We start from the raw sequence: 20,363 nt of genomic DNA, 5'->3' as shown, positions 1-20,363 counted from the left end.
GTACCTTTATGGATTATGAGTACTGCATTGATTTTAAGTGTAGCGTGTTCATAAACAATCTTGGGTCGGTAATATTGCTCAGCATGGCTGGCGTTGGCAGACAATCGTCATCAACGTAGTCGACATAGTCTGCCGCCGAGTCAAAGATCAAAATATCCAAAGCCAAACGATCCAAGCCATAGCGGCCTCGGTGAATCATATCCGCTGAAAACACCAATAAGTCACCGGCGGCTAACGGTATCTGCTTACCGCCAGATATATCATCACTGCTCACTTTGCCGTTTTCTTCTTGGCGAACATTGTATTCTTCTTCGTTGTCCCAACGCTTGTGTGTGCCGGGGATAAGCTCCATACCGGGCTCGTCAAAAATAGGGACTCGCAGGTGCAATACTTGGGTTTCCATGATGACTTTCATCTGGTCATCAACGTCGTAGTCGTATTGACAGTCACGATGCCAGAAGTCTTTTTGTTGCGGGTTCACAGGGTTGAAGAACAGCTGCGTATTCATGAATGCCGGTTTGTTCGGAATCACTGCATCAACAACGCCCATCACTTGTTTTGAGCTGATGAAGTCAAAAAGTACGCTTCTATCATCGGCTGGCAAATATTCGCTTCCGGTAATTAAAGACGAGTTAAATGCTTCTTCTTTATAGAATTCTTCGTTGTCTGCTTTCCATGATTCATGGAATTTCAGCACGACTTTTCTAAGCGATGCAATTTGAGCTTCATCGAAATAATTTCTGATAACAAAGTAACCATGTTCGTTGTAACGGTCACTTAATTGTTGGCTGTTTTCTACCACTGACTACCTTCATTCATTCTTTACTGTGTAATAACTAGGGGCTGTTGACCTTTCGTGGTTAAGTTTTGTTCGGATGGGGACGCCTAGTCAAAATCGTTTTAGGCGCGGCGAAGAGTATGTAGCCTAGTCATTCTAAGCAAATATTCTTAAACAAAGCATAAAACGATTTTTGCGGGGGCGCCTAGCTCGAACCCTTCGGGCAGCTCTTGTGGTTCATTTCTACTGTGTTATCGGCTTTTCATGTAGGCCAGCTACACGTCAAAGCCCCTTCCTTGAATAAATTTTCCACAAGATGCTGCAAAACCCAGCTCGAAAGGTCAACAGCCCCTAGAGATTTCTTAGGCGCATAATGCCAGACAGTCGTCATTCGACCAAGTAACGAGTGCAGAAGCCTGTAGATTCCGTGATGCTATGAAGCCATGTGGGCGAGTTTTACATGCCTATCCAGATCATGGACTCATGCGAAAAAAATCTCTGCATATGTGATCTATCCCTTATTTTATAAAATACAAGGATTCATATAGTGAATGTTTCTTTGGTTTGTATGATTATTAACCATGTTGTGATTTGGTTTGCTTATGGAAGATAGAAAATCATGGATGGTTTTTCGCTGGATATGAGAACACTTAATTTCATTATTATTTTGTTCTCTTTCATTTACTGTATTGGCTTATTGTTATTTCAATTCACTCAACAGCCGATTAAAGGGCTTTCAATCTTTTCCATTTCAATATTTGTTATCGGAACAGGGCCGTTGATGTTGAGCCTAAGAGGGGAATTCCCTGATTGGGTCACCGTTATTGGTGCCAATATGGTCATTGCGCTTGGTTTTCATCTCGCCTTGTATAGCTTATGTCTGTTTCGAGAATATTCTCTCAAATGCACCTACCTCAGTAGTCTAATGATGTTGGCTCTTTTGCCATGTTTTATTTACTTCACGTACTATGAGCCTTCCATCAAGGCTCGAATTATCCTCATTAGTCTATATCTGGCTTTTGTGACTTTTTGCACTGCCTTTGCGGTATTAAAGGGCCGGCGTGATGACTTGACCCTAGGTATTCGGATGATGGCCATGTCATTTACGATATATGGCGGGTTTATGGTTTTCCGAGTAATGGTGACGTTATTTTCAGCTGAGCTGCAGGATTTCATGGCGGCCACTCTCATTCATCAACTTGCCTTTTTAGTGAGCATCGTTCTTATCGTGTCGATGAGCTTTACAATGCTTTGGCTGATTAACGCAAGGTTGCTTAGTTCTATTCACGAGCTCTCTTACAGCGATCCCTTAACGGTACTGGGAAACCGCAGAGCATTAGATGAAATGGTACCAGTCATCATGAAGCAGGCGGGTACTACGCCTGTCAGTGCCATTATGATGGATATTGATAATTTTAAGTCGATCAATGATCAACACGGGCACATTGTGGGTGATCTCGTCATCAAGTCTTTTGCTGAAATGGTTCAAGGTGCGATAAAAACCTCGCCCAAAGCCAGTGCGTTTCGTTTTGGCGGAGACGAGATAATGATTTTATTGCCCAATTTTAATTTTCTCCAAGCACAGGCTATTGCCTGCAAGCTGCGATTATCTATTTCAGAGGTATCAGCAGTACAAGAACATGAGATGTTTCTGACATCGAGTTTTGGTGTTGCTCAGCTTCACCCGCATGAGAGTTGGAATGGGTTTATTAGCCGAGCCGACAAAGCGTTATATCAAGCGAAGACAAACGGTCGCAATATGACTTCAATTTGTCCTAGTCATATTAATCAACTCGCTACTGCTTGATGAGTACAGATCTCTAAGCGGTAGTTTGATGAGATCACTAGTTTGATGCGGTTCACTGTTTTGACACGGCCATTATATTGTTGGCTGTGGCGCTGAGTCTGTTTTTTGGCTTTGTGTTAACTTCTGAGGGGTAGTGTTTTCAACTTTGTCTGGAGACGTAAAATGCTTATCTGTTAGCGTCACCGTCATTGCTTCATGTTTCACGGTTATGGTTGCCACTTCTGATTGGGCTTCATTTGTCGTCGTGGGTTCAGCGAATGCCATTAGTGAGGTTGTAAATACGATTGTTGCTAGTGCGATTTGAGCGAGTGTTTTCATTAGGCTGTATCCTATTGGGTAAGTGGAGATTACGAATAGCTGATACGTGCACTATAGAAATTATGTGAAAATGGTTCTTATCATTTTACGCCACCGTAAAACTTATACGGTGGCACAACATATTTACTGAGATTATGGCTTTGGCTGTATGGCTTTGAACATATAGCTTTGAATATGTGGGCAAGATGATTCGCTAATTCCCGCTCGCTCTGCACTCATAGCCGGTAGTGTGGGCCAACTTACTGCCACATCACCAAGACCGCTGCGATAGAAAGCAAGATGAGCGCAAGAATGTCTTTGCGAGCAATACTTTGCCCCAGCCAGAAGTAGGATATTAAGACCATGAAGATCACTTCGACTTGCCCGAGTGTTTTTACATAAGGCACGGCTTGAAGTGACATCGCGCTAAACCAACCCAGAGAACCGATAACACTTGCTAGGCTTGTCATCACCACCAGTTTAGATTTCTTGAATATCTGGCGCAATGTGTCGCGTTCTCTGAAAAAGAGATACGTACAGATAATCACGGTCTGAAGGGAAATGACTAGGAAGAGTACCCATGCGGCGCTATGAGGGAAGGGTAGGCCGATGCTCAAGCTGGCCTCACGTACCCAAAGAGACGTTAAAGCAAATGCGGTACTACACGCCATACCTAACAAAAATACTTTCGGAGACAAGCTTCGCCAACCCGAAGAACTACTCATGATTAGTACGCCTAACGTGCCAATAAGCACGCCGACCCAACCTGTTAGTGTCAAAGCAGTACCAAAAAACAATACGGATAACACAGCAGATACGGGGGCTTCACACTTGGCTAAGCCTGCTCCTATCGCATAGTTTTCGAGCTTAAATAACATCACCATTAAACCCGTCGCGAGGATCTGCATAATGGCTGCTGCAATAATGTAGAAAACAAACTCACCCGAAAAATCAGGTGTTGATACTGGCTTCCATTGATAGAGGGCGCACAGATAAATAAGTGCGATTGGGCCAGCCCAAATAAAGCGAGCCAGCGTCACACCTGCCACACTCATGGTGCCAGCTAGTTTACTTTGAAATGCATTGCGCCAAGATTGGCTGAAGGCTGCGAGAAGAGTAAAGGCTATCCAACTAAAAGACATGACGCTTCCATGTGTTATGTAAATTAATGATTATCTTAACAAAAAATATCATGATAAGAAGCGACATGGTCTATTTATAACCAGAGGCTCACCTTTCCGCTCTATTTGGTATCAGAGCGTTCTTGAAAAGGTCTACGTTTTCTTCAAAAGATAGGCTCTTTCTTGTTTTTGAAATAGAACAACGCGCTGATCGAAACGAACAACAACGTGAAGTAATAGAAGAACGAAGACAATGAAGCCAAGAAAGCGAGGTTCTGCTCTATCTCTTGTTCGGTGTAGCCCTGAGATACCAACTTGTAGTAGTAAGCGTACAAAATACCGATCAAACCGTATCCGAGATTAAACATCAGGCCTTTAAAGCTAAGAACCGTGGCTCGGTTGTGCGATTCGGTCTTTTTGTTTAGGTGGTAACTAATGAAAATGTTCATCGTCATGATAATAAATATTAACACCAGTGCAGGAATTACCCCGTAGATTGACCACCCCAAACTGATCCAATAATAAGTCGCCATGGTGGCAAAACCCATGACTGCGATAAACGTTTTGGGCGCCATACTTTCCGCTAATCGGCGGCTTTGTCCTGCCAGTATGATTTTGAGTAAACTGATCCCCGCGCCAATAAAACCAAAATAAATGATGGGGATATCAATGGCCAGATAGTATTGGCTGTTCATGGTTAAGAACATTCGCGATGTGTGTTCGAAGAGGCTGTAGTAGAGCAATATGGAAAACACATAAGGCGTAGCGAGTACCCACTTACCGGTGTCGGCAGTTAGTTTAAGGCTAGCTATAGATGTAGCTAACTTGGTTTGACCGCTTGGTAGGGTTTTTTTCTCTTCTCGCATGTTTATAGCCGCATAAATGGCGAGCATCGCGACAAATAGGGTGGCGAACACGGGAATACGCATCAGGTCTTTGGTGCTTTCTGGCTCGGCTAATCCGATGAAATGAAAGATGTTCGCCATAAAGTTCACGTCGTACATCGCTGCACCAATCAATGTGACAAAGATGCCGACGGTTGAAGCGACACGAAGTTGGATTTGTAACACTCGCGGCCATAACTCTTCATTACCTTGCTCTTTCAAGGTGTCGTAAGCCAATGCCTCGTCAGCGCCGCTAGCCAGTGCCATTGCTAAGCCACTTAATATTCGGTTAATCAAGAAGACGATGAAGACCAGATTAGGATCTCCTGTCGGCACAACGGCGATCATGGCGATTTCAACAAACATCACAATCGAAGATAACACCACAAGTTTCTTACGCCCTAAGGTATCGGCGAATGCGCCCGATGGCACCTCAGCAAGCACAATGGTGGCAGCCCAAACCACGTTAAGCATCGCGAATTGAGAAAGGGTTAAGCCGTAATCTAAATAGAGTAGGGTGAATACAGGGTAATAAAAACGCGCAAAGTAACTGCTTCTAAACATTAAGAAGTAGCGGACGTTGGGGATTTTCAGGATTTCTTTGAGCGTCATGATAATTCAGTACTTTTAATAACACATTATTATGTATATACCGTTTAGCCTTTTAAATCATGGGATTGTTGCCAAATAGCTGAAATATCTGTTTTAGCGAAGCGGCGTGCTGCGCTTTTACTGCGGGCAATCGGCTTGTTTGTCGTCACTCCCTTTGACTCAGTGAATAGCTACACTTTTCTCTTCTAAAATCTCACACCTATTTTGTACCGCTATTCTCCTACTTATCTACTTATCTACTTATCTATCTATTTATTTACTTATTTACTTATCTACCTACTTGTATGATTTTGACCTAAGTTTGGACTTCTTTAACGTTAGTCCCATCTTTATGTTTTATTGTATGATTAAATTACTGGGAGATATAAGCAGTGACGCCACAACACCAAACATAACTGAGGAAAAGAATACGATGCTAGAGTCATTCAATCTGGAAGGAAAAGTAGCGATAGTGACTGGTTGTAATACTGGCCTTGGACAAGGTATTGCAATGGGTTTAGCTGAAGCTGGTTGTAAGGTTGTTGGCGTTAATCGTACTGAGCCTAAAGAGACGATTGAGGTAATGAATGCCGCAGGTCACACGTTTTTAGATGTACGTGCCGACCTTCTAAAGCAAGAGTGCATTCCAGGCATTATAGAGAAAGCTTTGACTGAGTTTGGTCAGATCGACATCCTTGTGAACAACGCTGGCATCATCCGCCGTGAAGACGCCATTGAGTTCTCAGAGCGAAACTGGGATGACGTAATGAACATCAATACCAAGACTGTTTTCTTTATGTCTCAGTCTGTTGCGAAGCAGTTTAAGGCGCAAGGTACTGGCGGTAAAATCATCAATATTGCATCGATGCTCTCGTTCCAAGGTGGTATTCGTGTGCCTTCTTACACTGCATCTAAGAGTGCAGTGATGGGTATTACCCGTGCGATGGCGAACGAATGGGCTCGCGACAATATCAATGTAAATGCGATTGCCCCTGGTTATATGGAAACGAACAATACTCAAGCATTGCGCGAAGATGCAGACCGCAATCAAGCGATTCTTGAACGTATTCCTGCCGAACGCTGGGGTACACCGAAAGATGTGGCTGGCCCATGTGTGTTCTTAGCATCGTCAGCATCGGATTACATCAACGGCTACACCATTGCTGTCGATGGTGGTTGGTTAGCACGTTAACTATTCTTGTATTATTAGATGGTTAGAAATTATTAAATTTGCAGCAATATAGTAGGAGAACGTAAATGAAAATCGCACTAATGATGGAAAACAGCCAAGCAGGTAAGAATGCAATGGTTTCTGCTGAACTAGAGTCAGTAGCTGGTGGCCTTGGCCATGATGTGTTCAATTTAGGTATGACAGACGAGAACGATCATCATTTAACGTATATCCACTTAGGCATCATGGCGAGTATTCTTATCAACTCAAAAGCTGTTGATTTCATTGTGACTGGGTGTGGAACTGGTCAAGGTGCTTTGATGTCACTGAACCTACATCCGGGTGTGGTTTGTGGCTACTGTTTAGAGCCATCAGATGCGTTCTTGTTTAATCAAATCAATAACGGCAATGCTATTGCGCTTGCGTTTGCAAAAGGCTTTGGTTGGGCAGGTGAACTCAACGTTCGTTACATTTTTGAAAAAGCTTTCACTGGCGAGCGTGGCCAAGGTTACCCACTAGAACGAGCAGAGCCGCAGCAGCGTAATGCTGTGCTTTTAAATGAGGTGAAAGCGGCGGTAGTGAAAGATAACTTTATTGACTCGCTAAGAGCGATCGATCAAGAGTTAGTGAAGACAGCGGTTGGCAGCGAGCGTTTCCAGCAATGTTTCTTTGATAACTGCCAAAACCAAGACATTGCTGATTATGTTCGTTCGGTTTTAGATTAATGTTATGAAGGTTTTTAGAGGACTTGGTGAGGTGTATTGAGGTTTGTTATTTAATTCCTTTCGTTTCTACGATGTGTTCTTAGCCTGTTAGTTAGTTAGTTAGTTAGTTAGTTAGTTAGTTAGTTAGTTAGTTAGATAGAGATAATAAAAAAGAGGAGCACTTAGGCTCCTCTCTACAGTTATTCATTACTTCACGAGCGTTGCTGTTATTTTACACGCTTAAAGTTCGGTAATAATGTCTCTGGTCGTTGCTCTACAAATCCTTTGCTTGGTGAATAAGCGCGGAAGTAAACAAACCAGTTTTCATCTTCTCGGGTTTGAACCCAGTTCGCTTCATTTACACCATTTGGCTTTGTTGGTGAGAAGTGGAACGTGTAGTTACCTTGAGTATCTTTAACCGTTCCTTCTATGTTTGAACCGACATCGGCACGCTCAATCTGATTGTCGATGATGGCACGGTTTTCGACGTTGTAGACGGTAATTGTCCAGAACAAATCGGCAAAATTTACATCCCCATCCAGTGTCAAAGTGTAGTGATTGCTGCCATTAAGTCCGTTGCCATTATCGTCACGGTAATTGTCTAGATAGATCTGACCCCAACCGCCGTTTTCAAAACCGTGCATCGCAATATCGTTGGTCACCGCTTCATAAAACCAAGCCGCACGTCCATCGAGATCCATACCGTAGTCACGATCTTGGTTCGGAGTCGAAGCGGTTGCTATTTCCCACGAATTTCCTTCATTACCGTAAGCTGCGTATGGCAAGCGTTCCGTTTTGTTGAAGTCGATGTTCTTAACCATAGCTTCACCCATGATGACAGCTTGCTCTAAAATCTCACGTTGTTGAGCTGATGGCGTAAACGCTTTATCTTTCTCAATGCCTAATGGGCGCAGCATGTCGTGCATCATACGATCGCGCTCTGCTACTGGCTCAGATTGGATTGCTTCATTTAGCGTTTCCCAAAATGCCATGCCACGCGGGTGTTTGGCATCTTCGCCACGCTCAGGGAAGTTCACCCCTTTATTGCTAAGTAGTTTGCCACTGAGGTCTGTGATTTTTAGCGCTTCTAAATCTTTCATACGTTGTTGTTCTGACTTAGCCATTAAGCGAACACCGAAGAAAACATTGTTTGTGTCAGACTCAAATACCTTTGCACCCTTTGGAAGGTTGCTCGGCGTTTCAGAACCTTGCGCTTTTACAACATAAACACCCGGTTCTGTCATCTGAGAAATGCCAATTTGCCACATGGTGTGTACTGCGCCACGCAACTCATCCGTCGGGATCTCAATCACTACTGGTTCTTTCTCTACGTTAAACCAGGTAATCGCATAAGGCGTAGAGGTATTGTAAGTTAAGCCGCCCAGCTTGGATTCATGAGACTCAACGTAGGTGATTTGGCCATCTTCTGCCCCCATATCTGCATACGCTTTTTTCCACGCGTAGTTCGAGACTAAAGGTACCGACCAAATGTACGCTTGTGACGCGCGTTGATAATCCATTAATTCAAATAGCTTCTCTGAGCTTGCTTGTGTTGGAATGCCGTGAAGAAAGTCGGTTTCGAAAGTAAAGTCACCTGCACGCGTCTGGATCGTTTCTGTTGCATCATCGTTTCCGGCTATCGCCGCTGCTGAAAATAAAGCCGTTACAGAAACGAGCATGGCAGCAGATCGTAATGGGCAAGTGAAACTCCCGACAAAGGCTTTAGATATCATATTCATAATGTGTCCTCAAAAACTCAAAATTGTTCGTTAAAACTGGAATTTCTCGTTAAAACTAAAATTGCTCGTTAAAACTGAAATAGCTCGTCAAACAGAAATCATGGGTTAAGACTGCAAGAGCTTATCCGCACAGAAAATTACTGCTTAAAACTGATAGTTAAATTCGATACGGTGATCACCGTCTTCGATACTGGTGTTTTCTGTCCAGTTTGCGAAATAACGAATGTTGGCTCTTGGGTTAATTTGGTAACTTGCTGCAAACTCATGCGCGAGTACAGAATCACTGCCTTCAAAGCCATGATCTTTGAACGTTGAAGAACCAGACATTGTGCCTAAATACATAGGGTTATAGTTCAGCCAAATTTTGTCGGTAAGTTGCATCTTGGCGTACATACCCGCTACGTAGAAAGTACCGTGCATGTTGTAGCGATCGCTGAGCTGCGCGGCATCGAGGTCGCCTCCAGTCCCTTCAACTAACTCTTCACCTGCAGCGATACCGAGACCAGCAAGCGGATAGAAGTTAAACATGCCCATCTGTGGTAGCGCCTGAATAAAGCTGTAAGATGCACTACCTTGATTACTATCGAAATCCCAAGACATATCGACTTGTGTACCTCGGCCATTGGTTAAATCCACACCGAAGTTTCTAAAACGAATCGAATCAATACTGTCGTCTGCGCCTCGGTTGTTCCAACCAACGGCTTCACCGGCGATGCCTTTTATTTCGAACACATTCATGCCCATGGTTGTGTCGCTACCAGTATCGTAGGTTTGGCCTATTTTTAGGTTTAGGCCTTTATCTGTGTAACCAAAGCCACCTTGTGTATACACCGCCAGAGGGTCGGACATATCTTGAATTTCGGTTTCTTCCGCGATAGCTAAACCAGCGAAAAGGAAAGAAGTAAGAGAAAGGATTGAACGGTGTAATAACATAGTTGCCTCATAAATTTATCTCACTACGTCCGTGTAATTCGTGAATGTGGGATAACTATACAAAGTGGACATTGTTAAGTTAATTCATATAAACTTAACTACTCGTTAATCTGTGCTTTATGGTTGTGTTATGAAACTGAACAATGTCGATTTGAACTTACTGAAAGTTTTTGTGGTGGTGTATCAGGAAAAGAGCTTGCGCAAAGCCGGCGAAAAACTGTTTGTTTCGACACCCGCGGTAAGCCAAAGCATCAAAAAGCTCAAGGAATCGTTAGGTGAAGAGCTGTTTGTTTTGTCTTATAAGCAGTTTCTACCGACGCCTTATTCCGATGATTTGTATCGACGTGTTTTTCCATTACTGGACGGATTAGTCACGGCGATAGAGGAGGGCAAGCAGTTTGCTCCTGCCGATCTAAACGAAGATTTTAAGATAGAGGCGAACCCTCATATTTTGCCTTGGTTAACACCAGCTCTCTTCCATCAACTCTCAATGGAAAGTCCGCTTTCTAGGCTGATAAGCCATACTAGTTCCCAAAACTCGTTAGAAAGACTTCGAAGTGACGAAGTTGATTTTGTTATTCATTTTGAAGCGGAGAGTTTGCCTGCCGAGATCATTGCCGTGCCTCTCGTGACCTTAAAGTTTGTATTGGCCGTGAGGGCTGATCACCCTTTCAAGGCGTCTATCGCTACAATTGATGATTTGTTGTCCTTCCCATTCGCTCATGTTGACCTCGCTTACTTCGACCAAAACAAGCACTCGCGATTGGAAGAAGAAGTTTTAAGCCAAGGCAAGTCGATCAATATGGCGCTTCGAACCACGTCAATTGTTGGACTCATCGAAACGATCAAGCACTCCAACATTATTGCCCCTTGTATGCCTCCAGTGATTGAACAACATAAGGGAGTATTGCGCTCAATCGTGATTGAAGGATTAGAGGAGGGGGCTGAGGAAATGGAGGTATTCGCCTATCTTCACAAGAAAAACCAACATTCCTCAAAATACAAATGGCTACTGGATTTGATCGAAACTTCGATGGTGGATGCTAATCACTCGTAATCGCTAGTCTGGTTTGTTTTTGTCGGTGATAACAAGCACACCGTTATCTTGTGAACACTTCTTCAATACACGATTCAAGCCAGCGTATTTTGGATTGGTTACGGTGCTTACGTCCAATGGTCATGCCAATATCACTGTTCGGCATATTGGGTATGTGAGGGAATTTCACAAATGAAAACTCATCAGATAGTGAGTTCGCTAGTAATTTAGAGCAAGGGAACAACACATCACTCTGTTTTACGATTGACAATAAGCTGTGTAGGTAGGTCGATCGTATTTTCACTTCAGTATTGATTCCAACGTCCGCTAGCACGTTAGGGGCAAGTGCAATATTCTCGTTCCAATCACTCACGACTAAGCTTGCTAATTGAAGCGGCTCTTCCTGATCTTGTGGTAATAATGAGTCAGCAAGCGGATGCCCAGATCGGCAGATCAAGACAAAGTCATCACTCGCTATTCGTTTTTGGTATACCTGCTTAGATAATTCTAATGGGTAGTAATTGATTCCTAAGTCGATTTCACCAGAGGTCATCAAGTCCGATGTATTTACTCCCCAATCGACGATGTTCACTTTCACCTTCGGGGCTTGTGCTAACAGAATATTAATCAGCTTCGCCGAGATGCTATTGGCAATGAATCCATTGATAGCAATGTTCACGGTGCCATCAAATTGAGCGACATCAAACTCAGATTCTGGTTCAAGCACTTGTTCTAATTGTAGTAACACTGGCATCAAGGTTTGTTTAATTTCAAGTAATTTAGCGGTCGGCTCTAAACCATGTTGTGAGCGTATAAATAACTCATCGTCAAAGTAGTCGCGTAGCTTTTGTAATGAACGACTGATTGAGGGTTGGCTCGTAAACAGGAGTTCTGACGCCTTTCGAGTGTTTTTCACCTCGATCAACACCTTCAATACTTTAAGTAAGTTGAGGTCTAAGCGCTTAAAGCGGTTACTTATTATCATTGTGGGATCCAGAACAAAGATGATTAGATATACCTAAAGTGTATATCTTGTTTTCATATAATCAATTGGAGTATATCACGGCGCATCTACATACTGAGCTCATCGAAACAAACACGAGAAACCATCATGAATAAAACGACGTTAGCGACGCTACTAGCATTAACCACATTTGGTGTAACGGCAGAGGACAACAATCGTTCATCTACCTATGACCATGCTGCCGTTGGTGGTGTTAACTGGGATAACTACCCTGAAGCCGAGTCTGATTGGAACTTCCTTGGATTACAAAACAAAGTGGGCGTAAACCATTGGCTGCACGCAGACCCAGTATCCAAAGACGCACAAACGGTGATTCGCTCAAATCGTGATGTCGTTTACTCGACGATGGTGGTTGACGTATCAGAAGGTGCAACGTTCCATGTACCAAAAGAAGATAACGATTATTTCCAGATCATTCATATCATGGACGAAAATCATCTTCTGCATAAAGTGGTTCGCCGTGGCGAAACGCTAACTCTAACCGCTGATGATCTGACGAACGGTACTCATGTCCATGTATTAGCGAGAACACGCATTGCAGAATCCATTGAAGATACTAAGCGTCGCCAGAGTCTACTCTCTATAAAAGCGAACTCAGCCACGCCTTATCAAGGCAAAGGTTACAACCCAAGCGACGTTGAAGATTATCGTTTAAAACTGATCAACAACGTGATGAAACATGGCGCACCGATTGAGGGCTTGAAAGGGTTTGGCGCCACGTTAGATGACGTGGAAGATCACCATTTTAAATATGTGACGGCGTTTGGCTATGCAGGGCTACCGGCAGATACAGCGCAATATTTGGAGCGTGTTCCCGGCCAAGGTAAAACTACCTGCCAAGAGTGGACTATTCCAACACCAAACCTAGACTTTGAAGGTCGTGGCGGTTATTACTCTTTGACCACTTATGGCGCAAACGGTTGGATTGATTCTGAGCAATTCTATGCGTCTGGCGAGTCCATGCGTGACAACGGTGATGGTACCGTTTCGGTCACGTTCAACTGTGATACTGGTGCTGAATATGACTTTGAAGTTTCTGAAGGTTGGGCGGGAGTACTGCGCTTATACGAACCAATCGATGTAAACGAGACTCTAGAGTACATGGAAGCATTGCGCCAAATCGAGATTAAAGAGCTTTAGTCAATTATTGATACCGAGCCCTTTGAATTTTAAAATCCCCTCAAGAAAGGCTCTTGCGGGGATTTTTGATTAATCACTGGGTTGTCCAATTGCTGGTTTACTTCTCGAGTCGTTGTTCTCATAGGATCAGCGGCTGTATTGCATCTAGTCTTCACTTTGTGTTTCTTTAGAAACGTTCGATCTCATGTCTTTCTTCAACCAGTTATCGAGTACATGTTGCAGTGCTTTCAAAGAGGTTGGCTTCTCTAGGCGACCATCCATTAACCTGCTGATCATGTCCAGTTCGTGTTGCCCGGATTCCCCAGACAGTGCAATGATTGGCGTTTGAGGTGAGCGCGCTTTGATGATCTGGCTTGCATCAAAGCCATTCATTACAGGCATTTGCACGTCCATTAAGATCAAATCAACTTTGTGTGATCTGAACAGATCGACAGCATTTTCCCCGTTTTTGGCTTGCAAGCTATTTACGCCAAGTCGACTCAGGTACATTTGAACAAGCGTGCGTTGTACTTCTTTATCATCGACGATCAGTACGGTTGGAGCCAAATGATTCCCTGGGGTTAGCGTGCTTGTTGGTTCTGAATTTTGCGTTGCCGCTTGGTTGTCTGGCTTAGCGTCTACGTTGGTTTTGTTTTCAGTTGCGGCTTGGTTACTTTTCCAATCATTGAAGTAAGGTGTACGAAGTGCGTCTGCTTTGGGTGCATTGGGCACAACAGGGAAGTACAGATGGAACTCAGTAAACTCGCCAAGTTTGGAATGGCATTCAACTTTGCCACCAAATGAACGCATCACACGTTGGCAGTAGCCTAAACCTAATCCACTACCACCGCTTTTTTGGTAAGAGAAGAAGTCATCAAAGATCTTATGAACGATGGCTTCGTCAATGCCGGGGCCAGTATCACGGAATGTGAGGACGTTCTCGTAAGCCCCAGTTTTGGTGCTGATCTCAATTTGGCTGTCTGGATAAGAGTCAAAGTAGTAGATCGCATTACGTATCAGGTTGAAAATGACAAAATTGAATAAGGTCTCATTGAGCTTTGCGACAAAATCAGCATGTTGTGGTAAACGAATTCGCTCAATAATCTTCTCGTTTTCAAAACCGTATTGGCTTACTGCCTGATCCACAGCTTTGTGAATAGAGGTCATCGCAACCGGCCCATGCTCCGGTGAGCTGTCACTGACCTCACGCAAGATGATGTCAATCAATTGTCGCCCACGTTGAATGGCAGCTTGGCCGTTCTCAATATCAAGCAGTATTTGTTTTGCTGGTGCTTGGTTATCAATGTGCTGCTTGAGTACTTCAAAATGCAATTGTACTTGAGCGAGCGGGTTACGCATCTCATGAGCAATTGAGTTCGCTAGTGCTCGGCTTTGACGAATGCGTCTATCAGCTTCGATGGTACTTTGCACACGAGTTAACAGGGTTTGCAGTGCCAAGATCTCTTCATTAGAAAACATCTGGTCGTTGCTCTTGTGTGATGATATCAATAAGTGCGAGACAGACTGTCCTTGACCAAACAAAGGCATAACTAAGGCTGTGTTATTTGAGCTCATCTTGTCATAAAGCGCCTTGATCGAGCTTTTCGTGGGCTCTGCGTAATCTAACTCTTCAGAAAGTTCATCGAATAACAAAACGGACTTATTTGTTGAAAGGTAGTCTTCGTAGAAGGTCTCGTTGTAGTTGCTGTTAACGAGGCGCAATTTGTCCTCTGGAATTTGCAGTAGGTTACCCAAGCGACGCATCGCGTCATCAATAGATAGTTTGAAGTCTTCTTCTAAAGCAAGGATTTGCTGTACAGGCGTTTTCTTGTTTCTGTAAACCAATAAAGAGGCGTAATGGCTCACGCGTTTGTAGAGTACATGCCAAGTGATGCCGATAAGCGCACAGATAGGTATTGCGATTAGCCATTGGTTGTTGTCGGTCAATGGGATGAATATTGCGCCGAAAGGTATCACTAAAATTGCACACACCAATAGCGCGTTAAGGCTCATATAAGCTAGGTATTTAACACTGTAGAAGCGAGAGGTCAGCAGAGCATAACCAACGAACAGCATCTCACTAATGGACAACGCTGGTGGTAACCAGGTTAGTGAGAAATCATGCATGAAGTATGTCATGCCAAGGTGAATGGTTGCGGTAGAAAGCATGAAAACTAAGATGCCCGCAATCATGTAACTGGTTTTGGCGAGTATGAGTTTGCTGCTATTAGCTCGCATGGCCACAAGGTTGGTTAAGGTCAGGACAACAAAGCTCACCAGTCCGATAAAGAAATATGGCGTATGAGGACCAAACTCAATAACGAATTGGCTTGGGCCAACAATGTCGACGTGTTCAACGGTTAACCCCGGACTTAAATTAATAAAGAGGGCATAGACTGATGATCCGACAAAAATAGCCTGTTGCCATATGTGTACTTTACCATTGCGTTGCTCGGCTGCGAGCTGACACGAGAAGTAGTAGGCAAATGCAAACGCAAAGAAAGAGGCGAGATTGGCAAATTTTGCCGCCAACACTGCGGCCGAAGCGCCAAGCTCCGATAATAAGTCGGTATGGAAATACGCGTTGCTGCTGATCCACGCAACAATGCAAACCGAGTAAGCAATGTAAGGCACATGGTGCGTGCCCGCGATGGCTTCATTTTTTTGCTTCAGACGATAGCAATAGTAGAGTAACCACATTACTACGATTGCTGCCGTCATAAGAAGCGTTATTGCTTTGGCATAGATGATCGCCTCTAGGCCGAAATCAAACATGTTCATCTCTTTTTACCGAACTTAGTTTTTCTATCGAGTTTACTTTTTCTGCTGAGCCTAGCTTTCTACTCTCACGCACTGCGCGTTTGTAGCGACGAAAATCGGTGTTATTAAATACTTTGACCATCACTTCGAAATTCCACAATCCACGATAAATGGTTGTACCGTCATCATTTAACTCGCAATATCCGGAATGGAAATACGCTTTGGGATCGGTAGCTTGATAAAACTGGAGCATGAAAGGCTGCTCGATAATGGTGAAGCCGATTTTGTACCCTACTTGGTGCAATACACTCATTAGTTCTTTTTGGGCGAGATAGAGGAAATAGAGTCTTTGTTGAGTATTACCGCTTACTGTCAGGCGGAGCACTTCACATATGGCACTTTTGTCAGACAATTGTAACTGAAACTTATTATCAAATTCTAGGAGAGAATGACATTTTGACAGTGTAGACGGTGTGAATATCTGTAACTCAGCCAAATCATCGTAACCATGATCGGGTAAACAGTATTGCCATTGTTCATTGCTGAACGGTGGCGCGTAACTTAACCAAGTTTCATTCTTAGACCAATCTTGAATTAACGCAGAAGAAACTAGGGTTGGGAAAGTTTCATCGGTCGGGTGTTTGAGTAAAATAAAGTGCTTACCCGTTTGTGAAAGGTGGAGTAAAGGTAGCATCTCAAACCATTTCTCTCCCTTGATGAACACCTCAAGATTACTTAACGCGATGGCATCACTGATTGGCATAGCTTGAGGGTGACAGGGTGTTTGCACCATAAGCTGATCATTCTCTATCTGTTCAATGATGGCACCGTAGTAGGCACTATCTTTAATGGGCAGATCGACAGGAGAAGGGGACTTGGTATTCAATGGCGATTTTGCTTTGATCGCAGCAATTTCGCACTCACACCAGAAATCTAGCCAATGCATATAGCACTGCCCTGCGGCCTGCTCTAGAAGAGCAACCTCTGTAGATAGTGTAGTTGGATAGCGCAGAATCAGATCGCGGTAGTCCATCACCTCAAACAATACCGAATAGCTTTTGTTTTGATGCTCAGGGAAAAGCAATTCTAATTGGCTTCTACGATATTCAGTCACGCTTTGGAAAAGAGCAGTGCGCTCTTGTGGCTGATAAGTACTGATAACGAGCTCTATCAGCGCTCGCTGTTTTTTTTCGATAGACAGACTGCTAGCCAACAGTGAGCCTAAAGACGACGTTATTTTCATTTGATTAACCGAACCTAGCCTAGGTTTATATAATTATTTTTATTCGATTTGCACTGTCTACAGGACACAAATTTTTTAGTATTTTTTGAGTCATGTTACTTGGAGCGAGTCTGCCGTAACGTTACTTGAGCCTATGACTTGAGAGACAAGTTGCATAACCGGTCGCAAGTTTACTACTTGCGGTCATCCTTAACAACATAGCCTTGCCATATCTAAATCAATTAATGATCAAATAAAATACCTTATTATCAGTAGCTTGTGTTGTTCGATAGTGTTTTGAGCTTATGAGTTCTTGTCGAGCATAAACCTTTAAATTTATAAAATAACGCAAAATATCTATTTTTTGAACCAACCTCATAAATCATAAGCAACTGAATTCACCTTATTAATCGTAAGGAATATAACGGCGACCCAAAATATATAATTAACTAATGAGTGTTGTATGTCTCATACCTGTTTATTCCCATGTCATCGTTTGGCGATCGCTTGTGTGCTTGCTGGTGTTTCCAGTTTCTCTTTTGCCGAAAATCAATGTGATGTTTCTGATCTTAAGTTGGCCTCTGATCTCGCTCTTTCTGTCTCTACGGCGGACTACAGTTGCTATAGTTCTTGGTTCTCTGCATCTGAGAATGCATTAAACAATATTTACAGTGAAGTGAGCTTAAGCCGCATTCAAGCCAAGCTGAACCTAGAAATTGTCCGTTATCGAGGTGAAGAAGAACAAGCTCGTAAACTCGAAAACCTTGGCGAGTTTGTTCGTGCGGCTTATTACGTTCGCTATAACGCGCAAGCACAAGACTTCGGTGAAGCGTTGAGCCAGCGGTTTGCTCAGTCAACCATTGCCTTCTTAGCTAATCCTACTGCGCTAGACCAAGGTCGTGAACAAGTTGGAGCAATGAAAAGCCTGACGCTAATGGTTGATAACGTAAAGCAACTGCCACTCACAATGGATGCACAACTTGCGGCACTGAGTCACTTCAATAGAGAGACCGCGCAAGACTCACAATGGGTCGACGGGCTAAACAATCTGTTTCGAGCAATGGCTGGTCATGCGGCTAGAGATGATTTTTATGATTACATGGCAAGCAATTCTCAACATATTGATACACTTGCAGCGTTCGCTCGTGATAACTCATGGGCACTGGATACTGATGCCGGCTTTCTTGTTTATAACGCAGTCCGTGAAACAGGTCGTTTGTTGGCAAGCCCAGACAAAGCCACCAAAAACAAAGCTCTGCAAGTCATGCAGCAAGTGATGGTGCAAAACCCACTGGGCAGCGAACACGATAAGCTTTGGTTAGCGGCGGTCGAGATGATGAGTTACTTTGCGCCAGAGGGCCTAAATGGGCTAGATCTAGAGCAAGCAAAACGTGATTTAGCAATGCGTGTACTTCCCAATCGTCATGAGTGTCAAGGGCCTGCAATTATCCGCTCACAAGATTTAACGCAAGCACAAGCGATGGAAGCTTGTAATGTGTTGGCCGTTAAAGAGGCCGATTTCCACCAGGTCGCGAATACGGGCCAACAACCTGTCGCCAACGATAACAACAACCGCGTTGAAGTGGCGGTATTTGGCAGTAAAGGCAGTTACACTGATTACTCTGCATTCTTGTTTGGAAATACGACCGATAACGGTGGTCAGTACTTAGAGGGTAACCCTGCAGAGGTGGGGAACGTGGCGCGTTTCGTTGCTTACCGTTACGCCAATGGCGATGACCTCTCTGTTCTTAATCTTGAACATGAATACACACACTATCTGGATGCTCGCTTTAACCAATATGGTTCGTTTAACGACAATTTGGCGCATGGCTACGTCGTGTGGTGGCTAGAAGGTTTTGCAGAGTTCATGCATTACCAGCAAGGCTACGATGCCGCGATTAATTTGATTGCTAGTGGAGAAATGAGTCTGTCGGATGTGTTTGCGACCACTAACTCCCACGATTCTAATCGTATCTACCGATGGGGTTACTTAGCGGTGCGCTTTATGATGGAAGAACACCCGCAAGACGTGCAAAGCTTATTGGCACTGTCTCGCTCTGGCCAGTTTTCCGAATGGGCGCAACAGGTAAAAGTGTTGGGTCAGCAATACAATGGTGAGTTTGAACGTTGGTTAGAATCAGTTTCAACTGAATCAGAAATACCAAATCCAGATCCTAACCCAGGAGAGCCGACTGATCCCACTGAGCCGACAGATCAAGTCACTGTGCTTGTCTCAAACCAAGATGTGCTGTTAACCGGCACGGCTTATAGCGAACAGCTTTTCTACATTGATGTACCAGAGAACACCACGCATTTTGAGGTTTCGATTGAAGGTAATGTTCTGGGCCAAAGCCAAGGTGATGCTGACCTCTATATGAGTTACGGCAAAGAGGCGCATTACTATGATTTTGAATTCAGCCAATATGGCAACGGCAGCAATGAGCATGTGACGTTTGAACCAGAGACATCAGGTTATATCAAACCGGGACGTTACTACATGAGTATTGCGGGTCGCACCGATTTTAGTGATGTGACGCTGGTGGCATCCGTAGAGACAAAAACGCCAACACCACCAATCCAAGAACAAGATGATTTAACGCCTGTAGTATTGGAGTCCGGTCAGGCTCAAGTATTGACTGTGCACCAGCGACGTTATGCCGCGATTTATGTTCCACAAGGCGTACAAGAGGTTCGAGTGTGGTTGAACGATAAGAATACAGAGAAACCAAGTCGAGGCAACGTCGATCTGTTCGCCAGTCACTCATATTGGCCAACGGCAGGACAACATGACTATGCGTCTGATTACCGTAGTAGCAATGAGTATCTACAAATCCCTGTAACAGAGGAAGGCTATGTGCACTTCTTACTTAGTGCTGAACAGCAAGGAGATGATGTCGAGATGTTGGTGTACTTTCATTAACCAACATAGCACTAGATAAAATGGCATTAACAAATAGCACCATCTAAAATGTTACTCCTATAAAGGGTCACAATATCCGGTGGATAAAAGCTAGGCATGAATGTCCGGCTTTGTTTTTTCTGACACAGTTCTGTGTTTATGGATTAGCGACACCATGATTCCTGATGAAGTGATGACATTTGAGGTTTAATCTTGAAGGCATATGAAACACTATTGAGTGTAAGCACTCGTTAATGGCTGAATGAATTATTTAGTGA

General features: G+C 43.8%; 15 protein-coding genes. 6 read left to right on the top strand and 9 right to left on the bottom strand.

Annotated elements, in window-relative coordinates; translation table 11 throughout:
- Positions 1 to 13: 13 nt before the first annotated feature.
- On the bottom strand, positions 14 to 802 hold the full coding sequence (locus tag AC3CH4_RS16745; protein WP_114634771.1) for a phytanoyl-CoA dioxygenase family protein: 789 nt from the start codon (positions 800 to 802) through the stop codon (positions 14 to 16).
- A gap of 595 nt (positions 803 to 1,397) precedes the next feature.
- Here AC3CH4_RS16745 and AC3CH4_RS16740 point away from each other — a divergent pair.
- Positions 1,398 to 2,585: a GGDEF domain-containing protein gene (locus AC3CH4_RS16740; RefSeq protein WP_054545802.1), complete on the top strand. Its 1,188-nt coding sequence runs from the start codon at positions 1,398 to 1,400 to the stop codon at positions 2,583 to 2,585.
- A gap of 72 nt (positions 2,586 to 2,657) precedes the next feature.
- Here the strand turns inward: AC3CH4_RS16740 and AC3CH4_RS16735 are convergent, their stop codons facing one another.
- From AC3CH4_RS16735 to AC3CH4_RS16725, 3 genes are all read right to left on the bottom strand, one after another.
- Positions 2,658 to 2,903, bottom strand: coding sequence for a hypothetical protein (locus tag AC3CH4_RS16735; RefSeq protein ID WP_479298948.1), 246 nt, complete (start codon positions 2,901 to 2,903; stop codon positions 2,658 to 2,660).
- Positions 2,904 to 3,142: 239 nt separating this feature from the next.
- The gene (locus AC3CH4_RS16730) at positions 3,143 to 4,024 is read right to left on the bottom strand and encodes a multidrug transporter (protein ID WP_488544078.1); all 882 of its coding nucleotides are present in this window, start codon (positions 4,022 to 4,024) and stop codon (positions 3,143 to 3,145) included.
- Between the two features lie 143 nt (positions 4,025 to 4,167).
- A complete protein-coding gene (locus AC3CH4_RS16725; RefSeq protein WP_488544077.1) occupies positions 4,168 to 5,499 on the bottom strand; it encodes an MFS transporter in 1,332 nt (443 codons plus the stop codon).
- A gap of 412 nt (positions 5,500 to 5,911) precedes the next feature.
- Here AC3CH4_RS16725 and kduD point away from each other — a divergent pair, with 412 nt between their 5' ends.
- Both kduD and AC3CH4_RS16715 read left to right on the top strand, forming a co-directional pair.
- Positions 5,912 to 6,670 carry a 2-dehydro-3-deoxy-D-gluconate 5-dehydrogenase KduD gene (gene kduD / locus AC3CH4_RS16720; RefSeq protein WP_114634776.1) on the top strand — a complete coding sequence of 253 codons (759 nt, stop codon included), beginning with the start codon at positions 5,912 to 5,914 and terminating at the stop codon, positions 6,668 to 6,670.
- Positions 6,671 to 6,735: 65 nt separating this feature from the next.
- Positions 6,736 to 7,374: an RpiB/LacA/LacB family sugar-phosphate isomerase gene (locus AC3CH4_RS16715; protein WP_017074718.1), complete on the top strand. Its 639-nt coding sequence runs from the start codon at positions 6,736 to 6,738 to the stop codon at positions 7,372 to 7,374.
- 206 nt (positions 7,375 to 7,580) lie between these two features.
- On the opposite strand, the gene AC3CH4_RS16710 is transcribed toward AC3CH4_RS16715, so the two are convergent.
- Together AC3CH4_RS16710 and AC3CH4_RS16705 are read right to left on the bottom strand one after the other, a co-directional pair.
- Positions 7,581 to 9,092 (bottom strand): DUF1214 domain-containing protein, encoded by a 1,512-nt coding sequence (locus tag AC3CH4_RS16710; protein ID WP_488544076.1) that lies wholly within the window; start codon positions 9,090 to 9,092, stop codon positions 7,581 to 7,583.
- 144 nt (positions 9,093 to 9,236) lie between these two features.
- Positions 9,237 to 10,025: a hypothetical protein gene (locus AC3CH4_RS16705; RefSeq protein ID WP_488544075.1), complete on the bottom strand. Its 789-nt coding sequence runs from the start codon at positions 10,023 to 10,025 to the stop codon at positions 9,237 to 9,239.
- Between the two features lie 130 nt (positions 10,026 to 10,155).
- Between AC3CH4_RS16705 and AC3CH4_RS16700 the strand changes: the two genes are divergently transcribed.
- Positions 10,156 to 11,082, top strand: a complete 927-nt coding sequence (locus AC3CH4_RS16700) for a LysR family transcriptional regulator (RefSeq protein WP_017074721.1) — start codon at positions 10,156 to 10,158, stop codon at positions 11,080 to 11,082.
- A gap of 43 nt (positions 11,083 to 11,125) precedes the next feature.
- Here the strand turns inward: AC3CH4_RS16700 and AC3CH4_RS16695 are convergent, their stop codons facing one another.
- Positions 11,126 to 12,046 carry a LysR family transcriptional regulator gene (locus AC3CH4_RS16695; RefSeq protein ID WP_054545793.1) on the bottom strand — a complete coding sequence of 307 codons (921 nt, stop codon included), beginning with the start codon at positions 12,044 to 12,046 and terminating at the stop codon, positions 11,126 to 11,128.
- A gap of 888 nt (positions 12,047 to 12,934) precedes the next feature.
- On the opposite strand from AC3CH4_RS16695, the gene AC3CH4_RS16690 reads away from it, so the two are divergent.
- Positions 12,935 to 13,225, top strand: coding sequence for a hypothetical protein (locus AC3CH4_RS16690; RefSeq protein ID WP_029225018.1), 291 nt, complete (start codon positions 12,935 to 12,937; stop codon positions 13,223 to 13,225).
- Positions 13,226 to 13,369: 144 nt separating this feature from the next.
- On the opposite strand, the gene luxN is transcribed toward AC3CH4_RS16690, so the two are convergent.
- Together luxN and AC3CH4_RS16680 are read right to left on the bottom strand one after the other, a co-directional pair.
- The gene (luxN, locus tag AC3CH4_RS16685) at positions 13,370 to 15,979 is read right to left on the bottom strand and encodes a quorum-sensing autoinducer 1 sensor kinase/phosphatase LuxN (RefSeq protein WP_488544074.1); all 2,610 of its coding nucleotides are present in this window, start codon (positions 15,977 to 15,979) and stop codon (positions 13,370 to 13,372) included.
- Complete coding sequence (locus AC3CH4_RS16680) at positions 15,972 to 17,207, bottom strand: acyl-homoserine-lactone synthase (protein WP_488544073.1); 1,236 nt, start codon at positions 17,205 to 17,207, stop codon at positions 15,972 to 15,974. The genes luxN and AC3CH4_RS16680 overlap by 8 nt, the downstream gene beginning before the upstream one ends.
- Before the next feature lie 442 nt (positions 17,208 to 17,649).
- On the opposite strand from AC3CH4_RS16680, the gene AC3CH4_RS16675 reads away from it, so the two are divergent.
- A complete protein-coding gene (locus AC3CH4_RS16675; protein ID WP_488544072.1) occupies positions 17,650 to 20,106 on the top strand; it encodes a M9 family metallopeptidase in 2,457 nt (818 codons plus the stop codon).
- Positions 20,107 to 20,363: the final 257 nt, after the last annotated feature.

The organism is Vibrio sp. QJM3NY_26 (assembly GCF_057786005.1).
Note: the sequence above shows the minus strand (reverse complement) of the source record. Positions and strands in the feature narration are given on the sequence as shown.